This is a genomic window from Pseudomonas sp., from assembly GCF_050739995.1.
Lineage (GTDB): Bacteria > Pseudomonadota > Gammaproteobacteria > Pseudomonadales > Pseudomonadaceae > Aquipseudomonas.
This window is the reverse complement of record NZ_JBOICG010000210.1, coordinates 1-4,708: the sequence shown is the minus strand read 5'-3', so window position 1 is coordinate 4,708 and position 4,708 is coordinate 1. Positions and strand designations below refer to the sequence as shown.

Genomic DNA, 4,708 nt, shown 5'->3' with positions numbered 1-4,708 from the left:
GCACCGGGACGCCCACCAGCGCGGTGACCAGGAAGGTCATGCGCCAGCCCATCAGGCCACTGAGCCAGGTGCCGACGGGTACGCCGAGTACGGTGGCCAGGGTCACGCCCATCATGATGATCGAGGTGGCCTTCGCTACGCCCACGCCGTTGGGGGCCAGGCGGCCGCTGAGGGCGATGGCCGTGGCCCAGAACCCGCCGATGCTGATCCCCAGCAGGACGCGGCCGAACAGCAGCAGGCTGAAGTCACTGGCGAAAGCCACGACGGTGTTGGCGATGATCATGATCAGCGTCAGGCCGATCAGCAGATAGCGACGGTCCAGGGCGCCAATGATCACCGACAGCAATGGCGCGGCGAGGGCCGCCATGATGCCGGGCAGGGTCACCATCAGGCCGGCATGGCCGGCGCTGATGCCGAGATCACTGGCGACGTCGTTGAGCACGCCTACCGGCAGGAACTCACTGGTCACCAGGGCGAATGCACCCACGGCTACCGAGAGAATCGCCAGCCACTGCTGTTTGACACTCTGTTGATTATGTTCAGGACGGCCGCTAGGGGCCTGGCTGGCACTTGGCATGGTATTGGGTTCCAAGGGGGAATGTCGCCTGAAGTCAGGCGTGGGGAGGGGAGAAATTGAAGGCGATTATATAAACCGGTTTTGCCAAACCCTCAGGCGCTCGTTTCGATAATAATCATCAGTGCAATCGATTAGACGCACTTTAGCCAGCAGTCGGTCGACGCTTAACCTGGTGACGAAAAGGGCGCATGGTGGCTGTGTCTCTTGCTGTATTTCCTCATCGTGACGGAGCATGACCACCATGAAGACCTATCGCACCGTGCTTTTCCTGGTTGCCGCTGTACTCGCAGGCCACGCCTATGCCTCCGGTGATGAGTCGACACCGCCCAAGCCCAATTGCCCCAAAGGCCAGGTTTGGGACACCAAGGCCGGCAAGTGCGTACTGCAAACCAGCAAAGCCACCTCGGACGCCGATCGCACCGATTATGCCTATCGCCTGGCCAAGGCTGGCCGCTACGACGAGGCCCTGGCCCTGCTCGACACCCTGCAAAACCAGAACACCGCCAAAGCCCTCAACTACCGCGGTTATGCCACGCGCAAGTTGGGGCGCACCGATGAAGGCATCGATTATTACTTGAAGTCGGTCGCGCTCGATCCCAACTACGCCCAAGTTCGCGAGTATCTGGGGGAGGCCTACGTGATCAAAGGTCGCGTGGACCTGGCGCAGGAGCAATTGGCGAAAATCAAAGCTTTGTGCAGCACGACTTGCGAAGAGTACCAAGACTTGGCCGAAGCTATCGCTGCCGGGCCACAGACGTGAAGCCGGGTGGCATGCCAATCACCTGAGTGGGGCGGGCAGGCCGTGATTATCGGGCAAGCCGTGACGAAAGCTGCTCGATAAACACCGCTTCCGCCCGACTCATCTTTTGCTCCCGATTCCACAGCAAATGAATATCCACATCGGCAATCCCGTCATCCGGCGGCAGCCGCCACAGCAGCCCGTTCTGCACATCTTGCGCCACCACATGAATCGGCAGGCAGCCCAGGCCGTACCCGGCAATCACCAGGCGGCGCACTTCTTCCAGGCTGGACGATGACGCTACGATGCGCCCACTGAAACCCTGCTGGTCACGGAAAATCGTCAGCGGCGACAGCATTCCGCCGATCTGGTCACTGGTAAAACTCACGAAGTTCTCTGACTGCAAATCGCCCTCGGCCAACCCCGTACGCCCGAACAGTGCATGGTGTTTTCCGCAGAAAAACGCGTAGCGCTGACGCAGGAACAGGCGTTGTTCCAGGCGCGGTTGTGGCCGGCGATTGAGGCTCAGGCCCAGGGTGGCGGTTTTCTCCAGCAGCGCGGCAACGATGTCGGAGCTGCGCATCACTTCAACTTCCAGGTCCACCCGGGGATGTTCACGGTGGAAGTCGGCGAGAAAGTCGTCGAAGGTGTCTGAATTTATCCGGCTGATCATCAGCAAGCGCACTTTGCCGATCACCTCATCACCCGGTTTTTGCAGGGCATTGCTCATTTGCGAGACCTGACCATACATCTCGCCGGCAATGGCGAAGATCTGTTCGCCCGCCTCGGTGAGCACGAAACGAGGACCGCGACGCACGATAAGTTGGCAGCCGAGCTGCTCTTCCAGGCGTTTGAGCGCCTGGCTGATGGCGGGTTGAGTCAGGTGCAGACGCGCGGCGGCGCGGCTGATGCTCAGTTCCTGGCCAATGACGCGGAAGGTGCGCAGCAGGTTCCAGTCCAGCCGATCATTGAGCAGCGGGTGAATATCGCGGCGGGTTTCGGGCATGGTGCGGCTCAATAATAAGTGAGATTTATAATTGGAATAATAAATAGAAAATTGACTAATCATAGCCTCACGACGATAAATCATCCTCAACAAGCGCCATCAGAGCGCATGCGTTTGACCTTCTCCTGCCAAAAAAATAACCAAAGGAGCCAGCCCCATGAAGCCTTCCGCTTCGCCGCAGCCGCGCCGTGCTGCCGCCGCCGCTTTTATCGGCACCATGATCGAGTGGTACGACTTTTACATCTACGCCACCGCCGCTGCGCTGGTGTTCGGCCAGCTGTTTTTCCCTTCCGACGACAAGCTGTTCAGCACCATGGCGGCATTCGGCACCTTTGCAGTGGGCTTCTTTGCGCGGCCATTGGGCGGCATCGTGTTCGGACATATCGGTGACCGGATCGGGCGCAAGAAATCCCTGGTGATCACGTTGGTGATGATGGGCGTGGTCACGGTATGCATCGGCCTGTTACCGACCTACGCGCAGATCGGTGCCGCCGCGCCGGTGCTGTTGGTGTTATTGCGCGTCGTACAGGGCATTGCCGTCGGTGGCGAGTGGGGCGGGGCGGTACTGATGGCCGGCGAACATGCGCCGAAGGGCCGTCGCAACTTCTTTGCCTCCTTTGCACAACTGGGCAGCCCAGCGGGGTTGATCCTGTCACTGCTGGCATTCAGTGCGGTTACCCGGTTGCCGGAAGAGGCCTTGTTGAGCTGGGGCTGGCGTGTGCCGTTCCTGGCCAGTGCCTTGTTGTTGATCGTCGGTTTGGCGATTCGCCTGGGCGTGAACGAATCCCCCGAATTCCTTGAAGACAAAGCCCTGGCGGAGAAGGCTAGGGCGATCAAGCAGGATCAGGCCCCGGTCATCGAAGTGCTGAAGACCGCCTGGCGCCCACTGTTGTTGTGCATCGGCGCCAACACCCTGGGCATCGCCGGTGTGTATTTCACCAACACCTTCATGATTGCCTACAGCACCCAGCAACTGGGCTTGCCACGCTCGTTGATTCTGGAGTGCCTATTCTTCGTCGCCATTATCCAGTTCTGCATCCAGCCACTGGCCGCCTGGGTGGCCGAGAAGGTTGGCGCCACGCGTTTTCTGTGCGCCATGACGGTACTGGCGATGGCCTCGCCTTACCCGATGTTCGTGCTGGTCAGCAGCGGCCAGGCGCCGTTGATCATCCTCGGCATTGCCCTGGCGGTGGTGTGCATGGCCTCGTTTTATGCGGTGATCGCAGGCTTCGTCAGCGGTCTGTTCGAAACTCGCGTGCGGTACACCGCGATCTCCCTGGCCTACCAGGTGTGCGGTGCGTTGGCCGGTGGCTTGACGCCGTTGATCGGTACCTGGCTGGCCCATGAATACCAAGGCCAATGGTGGCCGATGGCAGTGTTTTACAGCCTGATCGCGGCGGTCTCGCTGGTGTGCGTACTGGCGTTGTCGCGCCGCCACGCCAGCGCCCATCGCCTTGAAATGGCGCACAGCGTTTAAGAGGATAAAGTGATGTTGAAGATTAATGGCGAGCGCCTGTGGGACAGCCTGATGGCCATGGCCGAGATCGGTGCTACGGCACGGGGCGGCAGTTGTCGGCTGGCGTTGAGTGCTGAAGACAAGGCCGGTCGCGAACTGTTCAGCCACTGGTGCACCGCCGCCGGGCTGACCTTGAGCGTGGATGCCATCGGCAACCTGTTCGCTCGTCGCGCCGGTACAGATAAGGATGCTGCCCCGGTGATGATGGGTAGCCACCTCGACACCCAGCCCGAAGGCGGGCGTTTCGATGGTGTCTACGGTGTGTTGGCGGGGCTGGAGGTGGTCCGTAGCTTGAACGATCACGCTATCCAAACCCGCAAACCGTTGGAAATTGCGGTGTGGACCAACGAGGAGGGCGCGCGTTTTACGCCCGCCATGCTCGGCTCGGCGGTGTTCACTGGCAGCCTGGAACTGGACAAGGCCCTGGCGACCACCGACGTTGAAGGGATCAGTGTGGCCGAGGCGTTGCGCACCAGCGGCTATAACGGCTCACGCGTTTTGGGCGGCGACGTGGATGCGTATTTCGAAGCGCATATCGAGCAAGGCCCGATTCTGGAGGACAACGCCAAGAGCATCGGCGTGGTCACCGGTGGCCAGGCGATTCGCTGGCTCGATGTACGGGTCGAAGGCATGGCCGCCCATGCTGGCACCACACCGATGCCGCTGCGCAAAGATGCGCTGTATGGCGCCGCCCAAATGCTCCAGGCCCTGGAAAACCTCGCGGCGGATTTCGCCCCGGAAGGGCTGACCACGGTCGGCGAATTGAGTATCGCCAAGTCATCACGCAACACCATTCCCGGCTTGTTGAACTTAACTGTCGACCTGCGTCATCACCGCGATGCCGACATTGAGGCCATGGAGCAACAGGTG

At 60.6% G+C, this 4,708-nt stretch carries 5 protein-coding genes; 3 read left to right on the top strand and 2 right to left on the bottom strand.

Translation table 11 applies throughout. From position 1 onward, the window contains the following. Positions 1–577: MFS transporter (locus ACRESD_RS07330; RefSeq protein ID WP_431750314.1), on the bottom strand; the 577-nt coding region annotated here is incomplete at its 3' end. Between the two features lie 241 nt (positions 578–818). Here ACRESD_RS07330 and ACRESD_RS07325 point away from each other — a divergent pair. Further along, positions 819–1,337: a tetratricopeptide repeat protein gene (locus ACRESD_RS07325; protein WP_431750313.1), complete on the top strand. Its 519-nt coding sequence runs from the start codon at positions 819–821 to the stop codon at positions 1,335–1,337. A 46-nt stretch (positions 1,338–1,383) separates the two neighbouring features. Here ACRESD_RS07325 and ACRESD_RS07320 read toward each other — a convergent pair whose 3' ends face one another. Further along, positions 1,384–2,322: a LysR family transcriptional regulator gene (locus ACRESD_RS07320; RefSeq protein ID WP_431750312.1), complete on the bottom strand. Its 939-nt coding sequence runs from the start codon at positions 2,320–2,322 to the stop codon at positions 1,384–1,386. A gap of 157 nt (positions 2,323–2,479) precedes the next feature. On the opposite strand from ACRESD_RS07320, the gene ACRESD_RS07315 reads away from it, so the two are divergent. Both ACRESD_RS07315 and ACRESD_RS07310 read left to right on the top strand, forming a co-directional pair. Continuing rightward, positions 2,480–3,799 carry an MFS transporter gene (locus tag ACRESD_RS07315; protein ID WP_431750311.1) on the top strand — a complete coding sequence of 440 codons (1,320 nt, stop codon included), beginning with the start codon at positions 2,480–2,482 and terminating at the stop codon, positions 3,797–3,799. A 12-nt stretch (positions 3,800–3,811) separates the two neighbouring features. Next, a partial coding sequence (locus ACRESD_RS07310) for an allantoate amidohydrolase (protein ID WP_431750310.1) occupies positions 3,812–4,708 on the top strand: 897 nt, incomplete at its 3' end.

Bases quoted from the DNA above. Each gene is read 5' to 3' on its own strand.
- ACRESD_RS07320 (WP_431750312.1), bottom strand. From the start codon at position 2,322: ATGCCCGAAACCCGCCGCGATATTCACCCGCTGCTCAATGATCGGCTG.
- ACRESD_RS07315 (WP_431750311.1), top strand. From the start codon at position 2,480: ATGAAGCCTTCCGCTTCGCCGCAGCCGCGCCGTGCTGCCGCCGCCGCT.
- ACRESD_RS07325 (WP_431750313.1), top strand. From the start codon at position 819: ATGAAGACCTATCGCACCGTGCTTTTCCTGGTTGCCGCTGTACTCGCA.